Source organism: Nocardia coffeae, from assembly GCF_019890715.1.
GTDB lineage: Bacteria > Actinomycetota > Actinomycetes > Mycobacteriales > Mycobacteriaceae > Nocardia > Nocardia jiangxiensis.
In genome coordinates this window covers 54,324-70,368 of record NZ_JAINZY010000012.1, presented here as the reverse complement: position 1 = coordinate 70,368, position 16,045 = coordinate 54,324, and the positions used below count along the sequence as shown (strand labels likewise).

Sequence of the window (16,045 nt, the reverse complement as noted above, 5' to 3'; positions counted from 1 at the left end):
CTACCAGGGATTCCAGGTGTCGCCGGGCCCGGTCCCGGCGGCACCGAGATGCCGCCGCGCCTGGCGGCGCTTGTAGAACACTTCCTCCACCGACAGGGTCGGCGCGGCCTCGGTGATCGCGGCGAGCCGGGCATCGAGGTGGTGTTCGTGGATGTGCCACTGCAATCCGGCCCGTCGTTCGGCCGACAGTGCGGCCCAGGCCGTGCCGAACCGATGCTGCACAGCCGGATCGGCGATCGCGATGAGCTGCAGCAGCATCGGCCAGCCGTCGGATTCAGTGGCCCGCATCGGCAGATCCACCACGTTCGCATCCGGCAGTTCGGCGAGCAGCCGCACGGTCCGCTGCTGGATCTCGGTGCTGGTCCGTGCCGCCAGCGCGAAGAAGCCGCGCCAGTAGTTCGCTTCGGTGCGGCCGCTGAGCGAGGCGACGATCGCCGCCATCACGCCCTGATCGCCGAATACCGGATTGCCGGCCATTCGCCCCAGCGCCTGGCGGCTCAGATTGCCGGTGAAGGTCAGCATGTCCGGGACCGAGCCGATCCGGATCGCGTTGGTGATCAGATTCCCGATGGCCGGCGGCGAGCCGACCGAGAACAGGATCTCGCCCACGGCGCGGACGAGCTCCGGCTCGCATCGCGCGAAGATCGACAGTCCCGCGCGCTGCAGTTCGGGCGATCCGGCCAGAACCGTGCGGACCAGTCGCGGAACCCGTTGCGACGGACCGGAAAGCAGCTGCCGCACGATGGCGCTGACGGCCTCGGAGGAGTAGGCGTACGCGGTCGCGTGGATCAGGCCCTCGTCGTCGCGCGCACCCAGTTCGAGCGCCTCGATCAACGTCGGCGTCGCATAGTCCAGGAACGGCCCGACCGTGATGTAGTCGCCGCGACGCAGAATCTCGTTGACGACCTGGACCAGCGGCTCGGGCGGCACCCCGTCGGCCAGGTGCCCGACGGTCACCGGATCGATGTAGGGCACACAGTCCGTGGCGTACGACGTGCCCAGCAGCGCGACCGTCTCCGCGGCCTTCTTCGGGTGGTCGGCGCCGACGGCTCCCGCGGCGCGGCCGGTCATGGCCGGCGGCACGATGCGCTGGATCAGCGGCATCGAGACGCCCAATGGGATGAACGGTACGAGTCTGCTGATGCGCCGGAAGGTTTCGCCGTGGTCGTCGAAGATGACGCGGGACATGCGTTCCTGGAGTTCGTGCAGCCGGTCCGGTCCGAGCCGTTCCAGATGCGTGAGCCGCTCCGGCGGTACGTGCAGGGTGCGAGCCAAGAGAACGATCTGAGCGCGAGTTACCAGATTGGTCATTGTCCGGCGATGTCTCCGAACATGATTCGCTTGGTCACGCCGCGGAACGGCTTGGGCAGCACACCGACCATATCGTCGATTGCCGCGTTCAGCGCTGTGGTCTCGGTCCGGCGTGCGTTGCGGAACAGGCCCAGCAGGTCGGCCGCCTCTTGTTCGGACAGGACGTCCAAAGCCGCGACGTGACTGTCCAATTCCGCCGCGAGATCGGTTCTGGCACTCATATTTCTCCTGATTTACGCGTTGGGCCCGGGATTACCCATGTACGCGCACACGAATCATAGGAGTACCAACCACTTTCGTTGTCGGAAATCATCGCGCCCGGCGTGATAGTGGTCACTGCCCGGTTCAGTAGACCGGGCCGGTGTACTTCTCGCCGGGCCCTGTGCCCGGTTCGTCGGGGTGTGCGGAGGATTCGCGGAATGCGCGCTGCAGCGACTGCAATCCCTCGCGCAGGGGACCGGCGTGCGGGCCGAGGTATTCCACCGAGGAGGTGATCAGACCGGCAAGGGCGGTGATCACCCGGCGGGCCTCGTCCAGGTCGCGGCGGGGGCTGGTGTCCGGGTCCGGATCGGCCAGGCCGAGCTTCTCGGCGGCCGAGCTCATCAGCATGACCGCGGCCCGGCTGATCACCTCGACGGCGGGGATGTCGGCCAGTTCGCGCACATCCGGTTCGATCGGGGCGGCGTCGTTCATGTCCGGTAGCATCCCACTTTCCACGGCGTCGCAGGTCACGGGGACGCCGATTGTGAGTTCGCCGCCCCGTGATGCTATGGTGTACGGCAACGACCGTCCCTACCTGTGCTTTTCCGGCCCGAATGGCCGGATCACACGGTAAAGGGGCAGTAAGTGGAGCCCGACTCCCACCGCCTGCCGGCCGACACGCCAGGCAAAGCGGTCCGGTCACTCATCGTGATGGATGAGTTTCCGTGTATTGGTTTTCCCAGTACACGGCCGATGTGACGAGTGTGTGCATCGATGGCCGGTCGACATCGGGCCCCGTGGCGGTGAAATACCGTGACGGGGCTTTCGTGTTGGATATGGGGTTGCCATTACAGCGCGGTCGTTGGACGACACCGCTTGACCTAGGAGGCCCCATCAGCACTGAGACCCGCATCAACGATCGCATCCGCGTACCCGAGGTCCGCCTCATCGGACCGGGTGGCGAGCAGGTTGGGATCGTGCGTGTTGAAGATGCACTGCGCGTCGCCATGGAGGCAGATCTCGACCTGGTCGAGGTCGCGCCCGACGCGCGCCCGCCGGTGTGCAAGATCATGGACTACGGCAAGTTCAAGTACGAGACCGCGCAGAAGGCGCGCGAGTCCCGGAAGAACCAGGTCCAGACAGTGATCAAGGAGCAGAAGCTCCGCCCGAAGATCGACGACCACGATTACGCGACCAAGCGCGGCCACGTGATGCGCTTCCTCGAAGCCGGGTCGAAGGTCAAGGTCACCATCATGTTCCGCGGTCGCGAGCAGTCGCGGCCCGAGCTCGGGTTCCGGCTGTTGCAGCGTCTGGCTGCCGATGTGGCCGATCTGGGTTTCGTGGAGACGTCGGCCAAGCAGGACGGCCGGAATATGACGATGGTCCTCGCGCCGCACAAGGGCGCGAAGACGCGGGCCAAGGCTCAGCAGACGGTTTCTCAGCAGTCGAACGCTGCGCAGCAGCGTCCGGCCGCGCCGGAGACCGCGGCGGCCGCGCCCGAGGCGCAAGCGGCGAACCCGCAGTAGAACCGATACAGCTCCGGTGGCAGCGCTAGTTCGCCGCTGCCACCGGCACGAGACAGAACTGAGGAATCCATGCCGAAGATGAAGAGCCACAGCGGCGCCTCGAAGCGATTCAAGGTGTCCGGTCGCGGCAAGCTGCTGCGCCAGCAGGCCAACCGGCGCCACCTGCTCGAGCACAAGTCCAGCCGCCGGACTCGTCGTCTGGATGGCACGGAGGCCGTCGCGCCCGCCGACGTCCGTCGCGTCAAGAAGCTGCTCGGTATCTGAGTCAGCCTCGCGATCCGTTTTCTCGGACGCCAACAACCGACCACCTCCGGGCGCAGCGAGCGCCCCACGATCTAACAAGGACTGACCAGTGGCACGCGTCAAAAGGGCCGTCAACGCTCAGAAGAAGCGCCGTTCCGTTCTCGAGGCTTCCAAGGGTTACCGCGGGCAGCGTTCGCGCCTGTACCGCAAGGCCAAGGAACAGCAGCTGCACTCGCTCACCTACGCCTACCGCGACCGGCGCGCGCGCAAGGGTGACTTCCGCAAGCTGTGGATCGCGCGCATCAATGCCGCGGCGCGGCTGAACGACATCACCTACAACCGCTTCATCCAGGGCCTCAAGGCCGCGGGTGTCGAGGTCGACCGCAAGATCCTGGCCGAGCTGGCCGTCTCCGACGCCGAGGCCTTCGCCGGCCTGGTCGCGGTGGCCAAGGCCGCGCTGCCCGAGGACGTCAACGCCCCGGCCGCCTGATTCGGCAACCGGCACTTGACCACTCAGCATCGGGAACGACCCGTGGACGCGCTCTCCGAGCGCAATCCGCGGGTCGTTTCCGCTGTCAAGCTGCATCGCGGCGCACATCGCCGCAAGACCGGGCTGTTCCTCGCCGAGGGCGCGAATTCGGTTACCGCAGCGCTGGATACCGACCGGATCGACGAGTTGTTCTACTCGCCCCGGGCCGCCGAACGTGAACACGAGCTGGTGGCCGGAGCCGCCGCGACCGGGGTGCGGACCACGCTGGTGAGCGAGCGCGCCGCCGAACTGCTCGGCGAGACGGTCACCCCGCCCGGTCTGGTCGCGGTCTGCCGTCAGGTGGATGTGCCGCTGGCGCAGGTGCTTTCGCCGGGTGCGGTGAGCGGGTCGGCGGAGACCGGACGGGCGGCGCAGGGCACGGACGGTACGCCCGGCGAGGTCACACCGACGCCCCGGCCGTTGATGCTCGCGGTGCCCGTCGAGATCTCCGATCCGGGTAATGCGGGCACCCTGATCCGCGTCGCGGACGCCGTCGGCGCGAACGGCGTGGTCTTGGCCGGTGATTCGGTCGACCCGCACAACGGCAAATGCGTACGAGCCTGCGCCGGAAGCCTTTTCCACGTCCCGCTGGCCCGCGAACGCGATATCGACGCGGTCCTGGGCGCACTGTCCGAAGCCGGAATCACCGTCCTGGCCACCACGGCTCGCGGCGAGGTCGACCTCGACGACGCCGAGCACATCCTTTCCGGCCCGGTGGCCTGGCTGTTCGGCAACGAGGCGCACGGCCTGGATCCCGCCGTGGCCGCCCGCGCCGACCACCGTATCCGCATCCCCATCCACGGCCGCGCCGAAAGCCTGAACCTCGCTGCCGCAGCGGCCATCTGCCTCTACGCGGGCGCGCGAGTCCAGCACCGCTGACCGATCGTCGTCGGCCGGACTACGGGGCAACTGGTTCGGATGCGCACACCGATATTTCGTGATCGACTGCGGCTCTGGTTCGTACGGTGCGTATTCCGGAAAACTCGGGCGAAACCGGCGGGTGCCCTACACTGCGCGGGGTGCGTTTTCGACGGTTGCTGATCATGTCTCTGTTTGCCGCGCCCGCTGTGGTGGGGGTTGTCGGGTGCACCGTGTCCGGGGGTGGTGCTACCAGTCAGTGTCAGGTCGACGGGTGTGTGATCACGTTCGACCGCGGGGTGAGCGCCAAGGCGAGTGTGTTGGGGGTGGATGCGAAACTTGTTGCGGTCAACGGGGATACGGTGGTGTTGTCGGTGGCGGGGCAGGAGGTTTCGGTGCCGGTCGGGCAGACGCGGTCGGCTTCGGGCGTGGGGGTGACCGTGCAGCAGGTTACCGAGGACAAGGTTGTGGTTCGGGTGTCCAGCGGGGTTTCCGACGGGAAATGAGCAATCCGGCACGCGAAATCCGGTCGGCCCGTGCGTGATTGCGCAGGAGCCGACCGGATTGGTATGGGGTGCGGGTCAGTTCTCGAAGTAGTAGGGCTGGGCCAGGTCCTCGAGCAGTGTGGGGTGGGTCGGCTCCCAGCCGAGTAGTTCGCGGGTGGGACCGCTGTCTCCGGTGATGCTCGTGCCCCACATGGCGGCCAGCCAGCCGAAGTGGTCGGTGGCCTTCTCACTGGGGATGGAGACGGCGGGGATGTCGAGTTTGCGGGCGATGGCCTCGGCGATGTCGCGGGTCGGGATGCCCGGTTCGGCGAGTGCGTGCACGACGGTTCCGGCGGGGGCCTTCTCCACCGCGAGGAGGGCCAGGTGCGCGGCGTCGAGCCGGTGGGTCGCGGGCCAGGTGTGCGCACCGTCGTCGATGTAGCCGGAAACGCCCTTCTCCCTGGCGGTGTCGACGAGGCGGCGGATGAAGCCGTGGTCGCCCTCACCGTGCACGGTGGTCGGGAGTCCGAGCACCACCGAGCGCACCCCCCGGTCGGCCAGTTGGATCGTCGCGGCGGCGGTGGCGTGGCGGATCATCGGGCCGTTGGTGGACCCTGGCTTGCCGGTGTCGAGCGGGACCAGTCCGGAGGCGATGACCAGCGGGCGGTCCGAGCCCTCGAGTGCGTCGCCGAACAGGTCGACCACCTCGCGGTCGATGCGCTGGTTTTCCTCGAACCGGGTGAAATCGTGGATGAAGGCCAGGTGGACGACGCCGTCGGCGGCCGTGGCGCCCGCTCGCAGGCTGTCCCGATCGTGCAGATCGCCGCGTTGCACCTGGGCGCCCGCGGCAGTCAGGGCTGCGGCCGAGGCGTCCGACCGGGCCAGGCCGACGACTTCGTGACCTGCGGTGATCAGTTCGGGAACGAGTGCGGATCCGACCCATCCGGATGCACCGGTGACGAAGAGACGCATGGAATGAACACCTCCTGTGTAACCGTCCGGGCATCCGGGACGCCCTTCGGGTACTGATGTCAGTTGATGACATCAATTTAGCAGTAATGTCAGCCGCTGTCATCATGTGAAGTCAGTGGGTGACATCACTTATCATGAACAGATGGCTCGATGGGAACCGGATGCGCGCGGCCGCCTGGCACAGGCGGCGCTGGAGCTGTATCTGGAGCGTGGATTCGATCAGGCGACGGTGGCGGAGATCGCCGAACGGGCCGGGCTCACCGAGCGCACCTTCTTCCGGCACTACGGCGACAAACGCGAGGTGTTGTTCGGCGGGCAAGAGGCTCTGCACGAACTCATCTCGAAGACTGTTGCTGAACAGCCTGATTCGGCTGCACCGATGGTGGCGATGGGCGCCGCACTGACGGCGTTCGCCGAACTGTTCGCGCAGCGCCGGGACTTCGCCCGGCAGCGGCAGATCGTGATCGACGCCAACGCCTCGCTCCAGGAACGCGAGCTGATCAAACTCACTTCCCTCGCCGCGACTGCCGCGTCCGCACTGCGCGATCGAGGCGTCACCGAGCCCGCCGCCAGCCTGGCCGCCGAGGCCGGGCTCGCGGCGTTCCGCATCGCGTTCGCCCGCTGGATCCAGGCCGAGGATCGAGAACTGACCGAATTCGTCACCGAGGCATTGCAGGTGCTCGAAACGGTCACGGCCGGAAGATGATCGAGGCTCCGCGTGGCGTCGGAGGTTCGGACGTGGGGTTTCCGGCGGTCCGAGCGACACTCCCCTGATGCGGTACACAGTGATTCCGGGCGCGGCGGATTCGCCCGTGCTGATTCATGTTCCGCACGATTCACGGGTGATTCCGGCACAGGTGCGTACGCACATCCTGCTGGACGATGTGGAGTTGTCGGCCGAACTGTCCCGGATGACCGACGCGCATACCGCGATGCTCGCGGAACAATCGGCGGCACGAGCCGGGGTGCGGCCGTGGCTGTTCGTCAACGAACTCTCACGTCTGGTGGTGGATCCCGAACGGTTCCCGGATGAGCGGGAGGAGATGCGCGCGGTCGGCATGGGGGCCGTGTACACCCGGACGTCCCACGGCGCTCGACTCCGGCGGGAAGACCCGGAGCACGAAAAGGCTTTACTTGCACGATATTACGAGCCCTACGCGGCGGCGATGACCCAGGCCGTGGAGAGCCGGGTGTCGGCCACCGGACAGGCGATCACCGTGGACCTGCATTCCTATCCGAGCGTGGCGCTGCCGTACGAACTGCACGGTGCGGGGCCGCGCCCGCAGGTCTGTCTGGGGACGGACCCTTTCCACACTCCGGCCCGGCTGCTCGCGGCTGCCCGGAATGCGTTCGCCGACTTCGAGGTCGAGGTGAACTCGCCGTTCTCCGGAACCTATGTCCCGCTGCGGCACTACGGCCGGAGTCCGGACGTCTCCGCGCTGATGGTGGAGATTCGTCGCGACACCTACATGATCGAACCGGGCGGAGATCCGCATGCGGGTCTGCCTGTGCTCGTATCCGCGCTGACCGATCTGTTGGATGAGATCAGTTGGGCTGCAAGTTGATTGCGGGCGAGATCGACCGTGGATTCGAAGTCCGATGCGACTCGACCCACCAGGGCGAGGGACGGGTCAGGTGCGGCGCGCGTTGCGGGCCGTGCCGCGATGTGCCGTGACGGTGCCGGGGTCCTCGGGCCAGGAATGTTTGGGGTAGCGGCCGCGCAGGTCGGCACGGACCTGCGGCCAGCCGGTGTGCCAGAAGGAAGCCAGATCGGCGGTGACCGCGACCGGGCGCTGCGCCGGTGAGAGCAGGTGCAGCAGGATCGGCGCCCGCCCGTCGGCGAGGCGCGGGGTATCGGTCCAGCCGAAGACCTCCTGCACCTTCACCGCGAGTACCGGCGGATCGGCGGCATAGTCCAGTCGCAGCCGGCTGCCGGAGGGCACCTGAATGCGGTCGGGTGCGAGTTCGTCCAGTCGCGCCGCGTCGGGCCAGGGCAGTAGCCGGCGCAGCGCCTGTCCGGCATCGATGCGCTCGAGATCGGCGCGGCGGCGGGCGGTGGCCAGTTCGGGGCTCAGCCACGCGTCGAGGTCGGTGAGCAGGGCCTCATCGTCGACGCGCGGCCAGGGTGCGCCGAGGGTGCGATGCAGGAAGTCCAGGCGGTCGCGCAGATCGGTCGCGTCCGAATTCCAGTGCAACAGGCCTAGTCCGGCCGATCGGAGCCCGGAATATACTGCCGTGCTGAGCATGTGCGGGTCGGGATTGCGAAGAGGTCGCTCCGACAAGGTGATCGCACCGAGCCGCTCGATCCGCCGAGCGACGACCTCGCCGTCGACCCAGTCCACTTCGTCATCGCGGGTGCACAGATTCGGCGCGGCCTCGCGGGCGAGTTGCTCGTCGGCGACGGCGGCCGAGCGGATCCGCCCCTCGGCCCGGCCCGGATCCCGGGTCGCCACCGCGACCGCGAGCCATTCCGCGTCGCCGAGGCCGGAACCGGGCGGCAACGCCACCGCCGTGCCATTGGCCATGAGATAGCTTGCCGAGCCTGCGCTACGTCGTCGCGCCAGACGTTCCGGTTGGGCCAGTGCGACGATCAACGCCGGATCATCGGCCTGCACGGGTGACCTGTCTCCGGCGCGGGTCTGCTGGGGGGCAATCTCGCCCGCGAGCCGGGTCAGCCGCTCGACCTCACGCCGCCAGCGGTCCGGGCGTTCCCGGCGCAGCGTGCGCAGAGCGGCGACGAGATCTATGGCGGGAGTGAGTGTTTCATCGTCGAGCAGCGTGACGACCTCGGCTGCCGTCCGCGCGCCGACCGCGGTCGCGCCGTCCAACAGGGCGCGGGCCAGCCGCGGATGCAGGCCCACCCGGGACAACGCCCGCCCGCGGTCGGTCACCGTGCCGTCCACGTCCACCGCGCCCAACGCGCGCAACACTTCTCGGCCCGCGGCCAGTCCGCCGGGCGGCGGATCGTCCCACCATGCGAGGCCGCGCCCGTCGGGTGTGCCCCAGCAGGCCAGTTCCAGGGCCAGCCGGGTCAGGTCCGCGGTGCGGATCTCCGGTTCGGGATAGGCGGGCAGGGTGGAGTGCTCGTGTTCGGGCCAGCAGCGCCATGCCCGGCCGGGAGCCTGCCGTCCGGCGCGACCGGCACGTTGTTCGGCGACCGCCGCCGAAACCCGAACCGTCGCAAGGCCGGACAGTCCGCGACCGCGATCGATGCGCGGCACCCGCGCGAGTCCGGAATCCACCACCGCGCGCACGCCCGGCACCGTCAGGCTGGATTCGGCGACGGCCGTGGACAGGACCACCCGGCGGCGCGGGCCGGGGCGCAGTGCGGCGTCCTGTCCGGCAACCGAGAGCCTGCCGTGCAGGGCGAGCACGTCGACATCGTGCAGATCGGACAGCAACTGGGTGGTTCGGCGGATCTCGGCCGCACCGGGCAGGAAGACCAGCACGTCACCGGAGGTCCCGTCGAGCGCGTCGCGGGTGGCGCGGGCCACCTGTGCCTCGGTTCGTTCGCGCGGCAGTGCGGGGAGGTAGGCGATATCCACCGGATAGGTCCGCGCCCGCACCTCGAGCACGGGTGCGGGTTCGCCGTCGCCGAGCAGCGTCGCGAGCCGATCGGCGGCCACGGTGGCCGAGGTGGCCAGCACCCGCAGATCCGGCAGCAGCCCGGCCCGTGCGTCGAGCAGCAGGGCCAGCAGCAGATCCGCGTCCAGATGACGTTCGTGACATTCGTCCATGACGACCACGTCCACCCCGGCGAGTTCGGGATCGCTCTGCAACCGTCGCACCAGCAACCCGGAGGTGACCACCTCGATGCGAGTGCCCGCACTCACTCGCCGATCGCCGCGCACCGAGTATCCGACCGTCCGGCCCACCGTTTCGCCGAGCAGTTCGGCCATTCGAGCGGCCGCGGCCCGTGCGGCCAGGCGCCGCGGCTCGGCCACCAGCACCCGGCCGGTCGTCCCCGCGGCCAGCGCGAGCGGGACCAGCGTCGTCTTTCCGGTGCCCGGTGGGGCGACCAGGACGGCGGTCTCGCGCTGCGCCAGCGTCTCGACGATGCGGTCGAGGACCTCGCGGACCGGCAGATCGGGAAGTTCGGGCAATTCCATCGCCGACCAGTGTGCCGGGCCGATGGCAGCGCACGCCATATCGCGGGTCCGATGCGCACCTGGTCGTCGCCGGAAAAGTCGGGTGAACCGGGCCGATCGCATCGCTTACGATTCGACCAGCAACAATGTCAGTGCAGACCCATGTGAGTACAGACCCGAACCAAGGGGAGAGACGAACCATCGTGGCCGAGGACAACGCACGAGCCGACCAGGATCCGGCACCGCAGGCGGGACTGAGCGAGGAATCGCTGAGCGCCGCGGCCGAGGCGGCGGAGAAGGCATTCGCCGCGGCCGCGGATCTGGACGCGCTCGCGGCCGCGAAGACCGAGCATATGAGCGGCAAGTCGCCGATCTCGCTGGCGCAGCGATCGCTGGGCACGCTGCCCAAGCAGGACAAGGCTGACGCCGGTAAGCGCGTCAACGTCGCGCGTACCCGGGTGAGCCAGGCGTTCGAGGCGCGCCGCGCCGAACTGCTCGCCGAGCGCGACGCGGCTGTCCTGGTCGCCGAGGCCATCGACGTGACGCTGCCGGCCCGTCGCGACCCGGTCGGCGCACGGCATCCGATCACCGTCATCTCCGAGCAGGTCGCCGATGTCTTCGTCGGCATGGGCTGGGAGGTGGCCGAGGGGCCCGAGGTCGAGACCGAGCACTTCAATTTCGACGCGCTGAACTTCCTGCCCGACCACCCCGCCCGCACCATGCAGGACACCTTCCATGTCGCGCGCTTCACCTGGGCGCCCGAGGCTGGGCCTGCGGGGTCACGCTCCGCTACCGCCTCCGGCCCTGACGCCTCGGACGCAGAGGGCTCACGTCAGGTCCTGCGCACTCACACCTCCCCGGTGCAGGTGCGTTCGCTGCTTTCGCGCGAGCTGCCGATCTATGTGGTGTGTCCGGGCCGGACCTTCCGCACCGATGAGCTCGACGCCACGCACACTCCGGTGTTCTCCCAGGTCGAGGGCCTGGCCGTGGACAAGGGCCTGACCATGGCTCATCTGCGCGGCACGCTGGACGCGTTCGCGCGGGCACTGTTCGGCCCCGAGACGCGAACTCGTATGCGGCCCAACTACTTCCCGTTCACCGAACCTTCGGCCGAGGTGGACGTGTGGTTCCCGGACAAGAAGGGCGGGGCCGGCTGGGTCGAGTGGGGCGGCTGCGGCATGGTCAATCCGAAGGTGCTGATCGCCAGCGGAATCGACCCCGAGGTGTACAGCGGTTTCGCCTTCGGCATGGGCCTGGAACGAACCCTGCAGTTCCGCAACGGTATTCCCGATATGCGCGACATCGTCGAGGGCGACGTGCGGTTCACGCTGCCCTTCGGCATCCAGTCCTGACCGTCGAGGTCCGCAACACCCCGCACACCATACGAACCCGCGAGAGGCGGGCACACGAGAAAGCGAAAAGTCCAGTGCGAGTAGCGCAGTCCTGGCTGACGGAAATCCTGCAGCGCACCACCCCCGACTGGTCGGTGACGCCGGAGGAGCTCGATGCGGGCTTCGTCCGGGTCGGTCTGGAGGTCGAGGAGCTCGACGAACTCGAGCCGATCACCGGTGATATCGACCATCCGCTGGTGGTGGGCCGCGTCGCCGAGATCACCGAGCTGACCGAGTTCAAGAAGCCGATCCGGTTCTGCAAGGTCGAGGTGGGCAAGCCGGAGCTGCAGGAGATCGTCTGCGGTGCACGGAATTTCGCGGTCGGCGATCTGGTCGTCGTGGTGCTGCCCGGCGGTGTGCTGCCCGGTGGATTCGCGATCAGCTCGCGCAAGACCTACGGGCATGTGTCCAACGGCATGATCTGCTCGGTCGCCGAACTCGGTATCGGCAAGGATCATTCAGGCATCCTGGTGCTCGAACCGGGTACCGCCGAGCCCGGCGCCGACGCGAACGAGCTGCTGGGCCTGGACGATACGGTGATCGAACTCAACATCACCCCCGACCGCGGCTACTGCTTCTCGGTGCGCGGCCTGGCCCGCGAACTCGCCTGCGGCTTCGATCTGGAATACGCCGACCCGGCGGTGCGCACCCTGCCCGGCGACGAGGCCGAGGCGTGGACGATTCGGGTCGAACCCGATTCCGGCTGTACGCGTTTCGCCGCGCGGCGGGTCACCGGCATCGATCCGTCCGCGGTGAGCCCGTGGTGGTTGCAGCGGCGGCTGCTGCTGGCCGGAGTGCGGCCCATCTCGCCCGCGGTCGATGTCACCAACTACGTGATGCTCGAACTCGGCCAGCCGCTGCACGCCTTCGACGCCGCGAAAGTCACCGGGCCGCTGGTCGTCCGGCGCGCCAACAAGGGTGAGACGCTGCGGACCCTGGACGAGACCGAGCGGGTGTTGGATGGTGCGGACACCGTCATCGCCGACGATTCGGGTGTGGTGTCGCTGGCCGGGATCATGGGCGGCGCGTCGACCGAGGTGAGTTCGGCCTCGACCGACATCCTGCTCGAGGCCGCCACCTGGAATCCGCTCGCGGTCTACCGCACCGCGCGGCGGCACAAGGTGGTGTCCGAGGCGGGCCGCCGCTACGAGCGGGTGGTCGATCCCGAGGTGAACGTCGCCGCGCTCGACCGCGCGGCCGCGCTGCTGGCCGAGATCGCCGGTGGCACAGTCGAATCCGCACTGACCGATGTTCGGCTGCCGGTGCCGGACACCGCGCCGATCCGGATGGATCTGGACCTGCCCGACCGCACCGCCGGGGTGAGCTACCCGACCGGAACCGCCGCGCGCCGGCTGTCGCAGATCGGTTGCGCGGTCGATGTGGACGTCAGCGAGAGCGGGCACGGTCAGCTCGTCGTGACGCCGCCGAGCTGGCGTCCGGATCTGGTGCAGCCCGCCGATCTGGTCGAGGAGGTGCTGCGGCTCGAGGGGCTCGAGCAGATTCCCTCGGTGCTGCCGACCGCGCCCGCGGGCCGGGGATTCACGCCCGCACAGCGTCGTCGCCGCGCGGTCAGCCGTGCCCTGGCCTTCGCCGGCTGTGTTGAGGTGCCCGTATCGATCTTCTTGCAGGCTGGGACGTTCGACGTCTGGGGTCTGGACGCCGAGGATGTTCGTCGCGCGGCCATGCGAGTGCTCAATCCGCTCGACGTCGAGCGGGCCGAGCTGACCACGACCCTGCTGCCCGGACTGCTGGAGGTGGCCTCGCGCAACATCTCCCGCGGCGAGCGTGATTTGTCGATCTACGGCATCGAGCAGGTGGTGTTGCCCGGACCGAAGACCGGTCCGGTCGGCGAACTTCCGGTGGATCGGCGGCCGACCGACGAGCAGATTACGGAGCTGATCGAATCGCTGCCCGCGCAGCCGGTGCATGTCGCCGCGGTGCTCACCGGACGTCGGGAACCGCGCGGTCCGTGGGGTGCGGGCCGGGCCGTCGAGGCCGCCGACGCCTTCGCTCTCGCCGATGCGGTCGCCGATGCCGCCGGTGTGCGGATCGAGCGCCGGGCGGCGGCCTATCTGCCGTTCCATCCGGGGCGCTGTGCGGAGCTGGTCGTGGACGGCGCTGTCGTCGGCCACGCGGGCGAACTGCATCCCGCGGTGCTCGAGCGCGCCGGTCTGCCGCCGCGCACCTGTGCGCTGGAGTTGGATCTCGATGCCCTGCCGTTGCGCGAATCCCGTCCGGCGCCGAGGATTTCGCCGTTCCCGGCGGTGCTGCAGGACGTGTCGGTGAGTGTCGAACGTTCGATCCCCGCCGACGCCCTCGAATCGGCTCTGCGCTCCGGTGCGGGCGATCTGCTCGAGGACATCGCCCTGTTCGACGTGTACGAGGGCGCGCAGGCCGGTGAGGGCCGCAAATCCCTCACCTACGCGCTGCGCTTCCGCGCCCCCGACCGCACGCTCACCGAAGACGAGGCCAGCGCGGCCCGCGATGCCGCTGTCGAGGCGGCCGCGGAGTCCGTCGGAGCCGTGCTGCGCGCCTGATCGGGGCCGCGGACACGGTCCTGGCTCGGGTGTTCCGAGGTTCGCGCCGGACACGGGCAATTCCGTCGTGACATGAGGCCGGTGGTTCTCGGCGGTTAAGCTCGGCCGATGAGTGTGTCCCGGAATCTCGTGCGTCGTGGCGTGCTGGCCGCCGCCTTTGTACTGGTGGCGGCCGGTTGCGGGCAGCAGGTGCGGTCGTCGGCTCCGGCTCCGTCGGTATCGAGTGCGGTGCCGGTGTCGAGCGCGGTGTCGCCGACCCGGGCCGCCGAGCAGCCGGTGAACTACGACGGCGGGACTGCCGGACTTCCGGCCGGGGTTCCCGCGCCGCCCGCCGGGACCGACCAGTTGGTGACGGTGCTGGTGGCCGGGCCGGGAAGTACGTCGGGGACGTTGCAGGCGTGGCAGCGGTCGGGCGCCGGGTGGACCAGTGCGCTCGCGCCGGTGACGGTTCGGGTCGGCACACAGGGGGTCGGACAGACGCACGAGGGGATGAACCGCACGCCGGTGGGCACGTTCGGGCTGCCGTCGGCATTCGGACGGCAGGCCGATCCCGGGACGCGGATGCCCTATCGGCAGATCGGCACCAGCGACTGGTGGGTCAGTGACCCGAACAGTCCGCAATACAACACCTACCAGCACTGTGCGCCCGGGACCTGCCCGTTCGACGAGAAGGCCGGGGAGAATCTGGGCCGGGTCGGTACGAGCTACGACTACGCGATCGTCATCGGGTACAACACCGCACCGGTGCGGTCGGGTGCGGGGTCGGCCTTCTTCGTGCACGTGGACGCCGGAATCCCGTCGCAGGGCTGTGTGGAGACGCCGCGCAACGCGGTGGTGGCCCTGCTGAAATGGCTCGATCCGAGCCGTCACCCGGACATCACCATCGGCTACCGTTAGCAGACCGAATCAGTTGATGCACCAAACGCAGCGACATAACATCCAGCGCACCCGAGTTCCGCCAACTCCCTGAAACGCCAACTCCCGGCCGGGGCCCGCCCCGGTCCTGGACTGAGTGGAGCGGAGGAGCGAAGCGGGGGAGCGGAGGGAGGGAAGGACCGGGGTTAATAGGGCCCCGGCCAGTCGGAGCGAAGCGGAGGCCAAAATTACAGTGCGACATCCGGCGACGCCTATCCTCAACGCCCTGACCTTCCTGCCCGAGCGGGAGATCACGGTGACGCCCGAGCGGTTCGGGCTCGAATACGAGGATCTGTACTTCACCGCCGCGGACGGCACACTCATCAACGGGTGGTTCGTGCGTGCGACGAATCCGTTGGCGCACATACTGTTCGCGCACGGAAATGCGGGCAATATCGGCGATCGGTCACCGGTGCTGGCGCTGCTGGCGGCCGCGGGATTCGATGTGCTGGTGTTCGACTATCGCGGATTCGGCCGCAGCGCAGGGCATCCCGGTGAGCACGGGATGTATCTGGACGCCCGAGCCGCGCGGGACGCGTTGCTCGCCCGGCCCGGGGTGGATCCCAATCGTGTTGTGTATCTGGGTAAGTCGCTCGGCGGCGGGGTGATGACCGAACTGGCGACCCGCTATCCGCCCGCCGCGCTGGTACTGATGTCGACCTTCACCAGCCTGCGCGACGCGGCGGCCGCGGTCTATCCGTACATCCCGAGACTCGTCGTCCCGAATGCTTTTCCGAGTCTGCGGCGGATCCGGTCGTTGCGAGCGCCGGTGCTGATCATGCACGGCGATCAGGACGAACTGCTGCCGGTGCGGATGGGCCACGAGCTGTACGCCGCCGCCCCCGAGCCCAAGCGGCTGCACATCTATCCCGGGGCCGGGCACAACGACCTGATCGTGATCCCCGGCTGGGCGCGCACGGTAGCCGATTGGGTGCGTGCGGCCCTTGCCGAGTCGGGCGTGGCCGATCCGCCGTCGGTCTGATCGTTCC

At 68.7% G+C, this 16,045-nt stretch carries 16 protein-coding genes; 11 read left to right on the top strand and 5 right to left on the bottom strand.

What is annotated here, in order from left to right; translation table 11 throughout:
- The 3 genes from K7711_RS34165 to K7711_RS34155 form a co-directional block, all read right to left on the bottom strand.
- Complete coding sequence (locus K7711_RS34165; RefSeq protein WP_222974728.1) at positions 1-1,311, bottom strand: hypothetical protein; 1,311 nt, start codon at positions 1,309-1,311, stop codon at positions 1-3.
- Positions 1,308-1,532, bottom strand: coding sequence for a hypothetical protein (locus tag K7711_RS34160; RefSeq protein ID WP_222974727.1), 225 nt, complete (start codon positions 1,530-1,532; stop codon positions 1,308-1,310). The genes K7711_RS34165 and K7711_RS34160 overlap by 4 nt, the downstream gene beginning before the upstream one ends.
- A 124-nt stretch (positions 1,533-1,656) precedes the next feature.
- Complete coding sequence (locus K7711_RS34155; RefSeq protein WP_040821554.1) at positions 1,657-2,004, bottom strand: DUF1844 domain-containing protein; 348 nt, start codon at positions 2,002-2,004, stop codon at positions 1,657-1,659.
- 344 nt (positions 2,005-2,348) lie between these two features.
- Between K7711_RS34155 and infC the strand changes: the two genes are divergently transcribed.
- The 5 genes from infC (at position 2,349) to K7711_RS34130 (ending at position 5,174) form a co-directional block, all read left to right on the top strand.
- Positions 2,349-3,038, top strand: coding sequence for a translation initiation factor IF-3 (infC, locus tag K7711_RS34150; protein WP_222975047.1), 690 nt, complete (start codon positions 2,349-2,351; stop codon positions 3,036-3,038).
- 69 nt (positions 3,039-3,107) lie between these two features.
- Positions 3,108-3,302, top strand: coding sequence for a 50S ribosomal protein L35 (gene rpmI, locus K7711_RS34145; protein WP_040821367.1), 195 nt, complete (start codon positions 3,108-3,110; stop codon positions 3,300-3,302).
- 88 nt (positions 3,303-3,390) lie between these two features.
- Positions 3,391-3,771, top strand: a complete 381-nt coding sequence (rplT, locus tag K7711_RS34140) for a 50S ribosomal protein L20 (protein WP_025348785.1) — start codon at positions 3,391-3,393, stop codon at positions 3,769-3,771.
- Positions 3,772-3,813: 42 nt separating this feature from the next.
- The gene (locus tag K7711_RS34135; protein ID WP_222974726.1) at positions 3,814-4,689 is read left to right on the top strand and encodes a TrmH family RNA methyltransferase; all 876 of its coding nucleotides are present in this window, start codon (positions 3,814-3,816) and stop codon (positions 4,687-4,689) included.
- A 257-nt stretch (positions 4,690-4,946) separates the two neighbouring features.
- On the top strand, positions 4,947-5,174 hold the full coding sequence (locus K7711_RS34130) for a hypothetical protein (RefSeq protein WP_235748212.1): 228 nt from the start codon (positions 4,947-4,949) through the stop codon (positions 5,172-5,174).
- Positions 5,175-5,249: 75 nt separating this feature from the next.
- Here the strand turns inward: K7711_RS34130 and K7711_RS34125 are convergent, their stop codons facing one another.
- Positions 5,250-6,125, bottom strand: coding sequence for an SDR family oxidoreductase (locus K7711_RS34125; RefSeq protein ID WP_222974724.1), 876 nt, complete (start codon positions 6,123-6,125; stop codon positions 5,250-5,252).
- 142 nt (positions 6,126-6,267) lie between these two features.
- Between K7711_RS34125 and K7711_RS34120 the strand changes: the two genes are divergently transcribed.
- Together K7711_RS34120 and K7711_RS34115 are read left to right on the top strand one after the other, a co-directional pair.
- The gene (locus K7711_RS34120; RefSeq protein ID WP_222974722.1) at positions 6,268-6,831 is read left to right on the top strand and encodes a TetR family transcriptional regulator; all 564 of its coding nucleotides are present in this window, start codon (positions 6,268-6,270) and stop codon (positions 6,829-6,831) included.
- A 67-nt stretch (positions 6,832-6,898) separates the two neighbouring features.
- On the top strand, positions 6,899-7,690 hold the full coding sequence (locus K7711_RS34115; RefSeq protein WP_222974721.1) for an N-formylglutamate amidohydrolase: 792 nt from the start codon (positions 6,899-6,901) through the stop codon (positions 7,688-7,690).
- Positions 7,691-7,756: 66 nt separating this feature from the next.
- Here the strand turns inward: K7711_RS34115 and hrpB are convergent, their stop codons facing one another.
- Complete coding sequence (gene hrpB, locus K7711_RS34110; protein WP_222974719.1) at positions 7,757-10,234, bottom strand: ATP-dependent helicase HrpB; 2,478 nt, start codon at positions 10,232-10,234, stop codon at positions 7,757-7,759.
- Positions 10,235-10,416: 182 nt separating this feature from the next.
- Here hrpB and pheS point away from each other — a divergent pair, with 182 nt between their 5' ends.
- From pheS to K7711_RS34090, 4 genes are all read left to right on the top strand, one after another.
- The gene (pheS, locus tag K7711_RS34105) at positions 10,417-11,565 is read left to right on the top strand and encodes a phenylalanine--tRNA ligase subunit alpha (RefSeq protein ID WP_222974718.1); all 1,149 of its coding nucleotides are present in this window, start codon (positions 10,417-10,419) and stop codon (positions 11,563-11,565) included.
- Between the two features lie 74 nt (positions 11,566-11,639).
- Positions 11,640-14,141, top strand: coding sequence for a phenylalanine--tRNA ligase subunit beta (gene pheT, locus K7711_RS34100; RefSeq protein ID WP_222974716.1), 2,502 nt, complete (start codon positions 11,640-11,642; stop codon positions 14,139-14,141).
- Between the two features lie 108 nt (positions 14,142-14,249).
- The gene (locus tag K7711_RS34095) at positions 14,250-15,038 is read left to right on the top strand and encodes a L,D-transpeptidase family protein (RefSeq protein WP_222974714.1); all 789 of its coding nucleotides are present in this window, start codon (positions 14,250-14,252) and stop codon (positions 15,036-15,038) included.
- A gap of 211 nt (positions 15,039-15,249) precedes the next feature.
- Positions 15,250-16,038: an alpha/beta hydrolase gene (locus K7711_RS34090; protein ID WP_222974712.1), complete on the top strand. Its 789-nt coding sequence runs from the start codon at positions 15,250-15,252 to the stop codon at positions 16,036-16,038.
- Positions 16,039-16,045 lie beyond the last annotated feature (7 nt).

Bases quoted from the DNA above. Each gene is read 5' to 3' on its own strand.
- K7711_RS34165 (WP_222974728.1), bottom strand. From the start codon at position 1,311: ATGACCAATCTGGTAACTCGCGCTCAGATCGTTCTCTTGGCTCGCACC.
- K7711_RS34160 (WP_222974727.1), bottom strand. From the start codon at position 1,532: ATGAGTGCCAGAACCGATCTCGCGGCGGAATTGGACAGTCACGTCGCG.
- K7711_RS34155 (WP_040821554.1), bottom strand. From the start codon at position 2,004: ATGAACGACGCCGCCCCGATCGAACCGGATGTGCGCGAACTGGCCGAC.
- infC (WP_222975047.1), top strand. From the start codon at position 2,349: ATGGGGTTGCCATTACAGCGCGGTCGTTGGACGACACCGCTTGACCTA.
- rpmI (WP_040821367.1), top strand. From the start codon at position 3,108: ATGCCGAAGATGAAGAGCCACAGCGGCGCCTCGAAGCGATTCAAGGTG.
- K7711_RS34125 (WP_222974724.1), bottom strand. From the start codon at position 6,125: ATGCGTCTCTTCGTCACCGGTGCATCCGGATGGGTCGGATCCGCACTC.
- K7711_RS34120 (WP_222974722.1), top strand. From the start codon at position 6,268: ATGGCTCGATGGGAACCGGATGCGCGCGGCCGCCTGGCACAGGCGGCG.
- K7711_RS34115 (WP_222974721.1), top strand. From the start codon at position 6,899: ATGCGGTACACAGTGATTCCGGGCGCGGCGGATTCGCCCGTGCTGATT.
- hrpB (WP_222974719.1), bottom strand. From the start codon at position 10,234: ATGGAATTGCCCGAACTTCCCGATCTGCCGGTCCGCGAGGTCCTCGAC.
- K7711_RS34095 (WP_222974714.1), top strand. From the start codon at position 14,250: ATGAGTGTGTCCCGGAATCTCGTGCGTCGTGGCGTGCTGGCCGCCGCC.